Below are 3,203 nucleotides of genomic sequence, written 5' to 3' on the forward strand. Positions count from 1 at the left end.
TTCTACGGCAGCCGCGACAGCGATCCCGGCCGCTGGTATCCGAAGAATGCCGACGGCACGGTCGACAAATATGACGACCTGCCAAAGGTTTACTGGCCGAACCTCAACAAGGACCCGCCCTTCGGCGGGAAGCCGGGCGACAGGCCGGCGCTGACCGATGCCGAGATCGACGACATCGTCGCTTTCCTCGGCACGCTGACGGATGCCGACCAGCGAGGCGCTCCGGCGCATTGAGATTCCGGCTGTGGACGATGGCGATGCGTGCCGACTCGGCGCTGATTGACGTTGCGCGCCGGCTTCTGCAATCTCCTTCTGCTGTATGGCTCCGAGGCACAGCGATGAGGCGCAGTCTTGCATTCGGTGTGATTGCCGGTATCGGCCTGCTCTGCGGCGCCGCATTCCTGATTGCTGGTCCGTCGGCAGTCTCGCCGGACAAGATCCAGTCTTCGGTTATCCGCGCGCCCGAATTGATCGACCGTGCCTGGAAGTTGCCCGTGGCCGCTGCTTTCAATGCCGACGTCGAATGGCAATCGAACGCATCAAGGTGCGGTCCGGCAAGCGTGGCAAACATGTTCCGCTCGATCGGCGAAGAAGAGACGACGGAAGCTGAAGTGCTTGCGGGAACGGGAAAGTGCTGGACCGGATTCTGCATCATCGGGCTGACCCTGGACGAGGTTGCCGAAGTCGCTCGAAGCAAGACCAAGCGGAAAGTATCCGTGCTTCGGAACCTGACTGCCGAGGAGTTCCTCGCGCATATGAAGCGCGCCAACGATCCCGGCCGCCGCTACATCATCAACTTTACGAGGGAGAGGATTTTCGGCGCCGGCGCCGGCCACTTTTCCCCGATCGGAGGATATATGGACGCCGAGGACATGGTTTTCGTCCTTGACGTCAACCAGCGCTACAAGCCCTGGCTGATCGAGCGCGAACGCCTGTTCTCGGCCATGGACACGATCGATTCCGATGGCGACAGGAAGCGCGGTTTGCTGCTGATCGAGTGACGACGGATGCGATGCCCGGGCGCCTGTCCAGGCATGGCTAAATGCCCGATCTTGATGCCGAAACGACCAAGGCTGGGCTTTCATATGCAATATTGCTAATATGTGTACTCGCTCACATGACTACAGCACGCCGGCTGCTACGGTGGCTGCTCGTCGCATGATGGGGTCTCAAATGCGGTTCGTTGCAGTGCGGGAGCCGCCTGATACTTGGGCGGTGTTTGACACGTGGATAGACGAGCCTGCGGACTACGCTGGCTGCGTGCTTGCTGGTTTGACGTTGCGTGAAGCCCAGTGGTTCGCCGCCGTCGCCAATGTTGAAACCTCCGCGCGGGTGCGCAATCCCTTGGGCGTCGGCACCTTGGTTGAGCCGGCGCCGGTCATCGGGGTCTTCTGAGGCAGCCCCTCACCTCGCCGGCGCGTAGCGGCTCACCACCATGCCGCTGGCATAGGCTTTCGAACCAATGAGCTTCAGCCTGGAGAAGCCGCCCTGGCCGAAGATGCGGCGGCCGGCACCCAGCACAGCCGGATTGATGAAGAGCTGGAATTCGTCGACCAGCCCGGCGGCGGCCAGCGCCGAGGCGAAACCGGCGCCGCCGAAGACGGCGATGTCGCCGCCCTCGCCCGCCTTCAACGCATTGACCTCGCGCGGCAGGTCGCCGCTTGCGATGCTCGTGCGCTCCCATCGCGCGGCCTTCAGCCTGTCGCTCAGCACCACCTTCTGCGCTGCAACAATGCGCTGGGCAAAGGCATAGAAGCGGTCCTTCGGGAATCTCGTCGCGGCGTTGCCCCAGTGGTTCAGATAGCCCTCCTCCGCCATCTTGCGGCTAAGCAAGATGGTGTCGATGGTTTCGAACACAGCGTTGAAGTCCTGCTTCAGCGCGTCGTCCCAAGCGCTGTCGTCGCCCCACTCCCAGAGCTGCCAGCGATGGTCGTCCTCGGCGCCGACGAAGCCGTCGACCGACATCTGCATTTGCAGGATGAGTTTCTTCATTTCCGGTCCTCCGCGTGCTTCCAATCAATTTACTTTTGGAACCATTTGACGCGCGAAGGTAATGGTGTCAATAGTAAAGTGATTTAAAAATGGAACCGTAACTATGTCGACCAGGGAACGGTCCGGCTGCCCGATCAGCCTGTCGCTTGAGCTGTTTGGCGACCGCTGGACGCTGCTCATCATCCGCGACCTGGCATTCGCCGGGAAAAAGCATTTTCGCGAATTCCTGCAGTCGGACGAAGGCATCTCGTCGCGAACGCTCGCCGAGCGGCTGCAGACGCTGCAGGAGGAAGGCATCCTCACCCGCAGCGACGACCCGACCCACAGGCTGAAGGCGATCTACCGGCTGACCGAAGCCGGCGTCGACCTTCTGCCGGTACTGGCGACGCTCGGCGCCTGGGGCAGCAAATATCGCAAGGCCGACGATGATCTTGCGCGGATTGCCACTGAGTTGGCCGGCGGCGGCGAGCCGGCTCTGGCGCGGATAAAGGAGAGGCTGCGGCAGGAAAATCTGGGTTAGGCGGCGCGGCGCAAATCGCCCACACCGGCGCTCTTCGCCTGGATCGCGGCGTCGAAACGATGCCTGTCAGCAGACGTTCCGGTTCCAGTCTATGCGCCTCTGCGTTAGACTCAGCTCGAACAGGACCGCCGCCATGATCGTCCAGGCCTGCATCAACGGCGCCCGCCCCGCCGATTTTCACGCCGCCCTGCCGCTTGACCCGGACGCCATGGCGCGCGACGGCGCGGTTTCGGTTGCCGCGGGTGCCGCCGAGCTCCATGTCCATGCGCGTGGCGCCGACCGGCAGGAGAGCTTGGCGCCGGAAGCGATGGACCGCACGGTGGCAGCGCTGCGCCGCGCTTGTCCGGGAACGCTGATCGGCGTCTCCACCGGCGCCTGGATCGAGGAGGACGACCTCCGCACCCTCGTCGCCATCGCCGGCTGGCGCGAGCTGCCGGACTATGCCTCGGTCAATCTCAGCGAGACGGCCGCGCCGGTCGTGATGGAAAGCCTGCGCCAGCGCGGCATCGGCATCGAGGCGGGCCTGGCTTCCATCGCCGACGCCGAGAGGCTGGTGACGCTCGACCATGGCGGGCGCGTGCTGCGCGTCCTGATCGAGATTTCCGAACAGACGCTCGACGAGGCTTTCCAAGTCGCCGACGGCATCGAAACGGTGCTGGCGCGCGCCGGAATCCGCCGCTCGATCCTGCTG

The 3,203-nt window shown here is 63.6% G+C and carries 5 protein-coding genes and 1 pseudogene; 5 read left to right on the forward strand and 1 reads right to left on the reverse strand.

Translation table 11 applies throughout. The annotated features are described in order from the left end of the window. The 3 genes and pseudogenes from EOA33_RS29425 to EOA33_RS29435 all read left to right on the forward strand — a co-directional run. Positions 1-234 (forward strand): annotated as a pseudogene (locus EOA33_RS29425) (cytochrome c); the annotation flags it as partial. A 104-nt stretch (positions 235-338) separates the two neighbouring features. Then, a complete protein-coding gene (locus EOA33_RS29430; RefSeq protein ID WP_127407237.1) occupies positions 339-1,001 on the forward strand; it encodes a phytochelatin synthase family protein in 663 nt (220 codons plus the stop codon). A 172-nt stretch (positions 1,002-1,173) separates the two neighbouring features. Continuing rightward, entirely contained in the window at positions 1,174-1,395 is a 222-nt protein-coding gene (locus EOA33_RS29435) for a hypothetical protein (RefSeq protein WP_126055449.1), read from the forward strand. Positions 1,396-1,404: 9 nt separating this feature from the next. On the opposite strand, the gene EOA33_RS29440 is transcribed toward EOA33_RS29435, so the two are convergent. Further along, positions 1,405-1,992, reverse strand: a complete 588-nt coding sequence (locus tag EOA33_RS29440; protein ID WP_127407238.1) for a dihydrofolate reductase family protein — start codon at positions 1,990-1,992, stop codon at positions 1,405-1,407. Positions 1,993-2,095: 103 nt separating this feature from the next. Here EOA33_RS29440 and EOA33_RS29445 point away from each other — a divergent pair, with 103 nt between their 5' ends. Then, the gene (locus tag EOA33_RS29445; protein WP_126055451.1) at positions 2,096-2,512 is read left to right on the forward strand and encodes a helix-turn-helix domain-containing protein; all 417 of its coding nucleotides are present in this window, start codon (positions 2,096-2,098) and stop codon (positions 2,510-2,512) included. A gap of 133 nt (positions 2,513-2,645) precedes the next feature. Beyond that, on the forward strand, positions 2,646-3,203 hold a 558-nt coding region (locus tag EOA33_RS29450; protein WP_127407239.1), incomplete at its 3' end, for a 3-keto-5-aminohexanoate cleavage protein.

This window comes from Mesorhizobium sp. M4A.F.Ca.ET.050.02.1.1 (assembly GCF_003997725.1).
GTDB lineage: Bacteria > Pseudomonadota > Alphaproteobacteria > Rhizobiales > Rhizobiaceae > Mesorhizobium.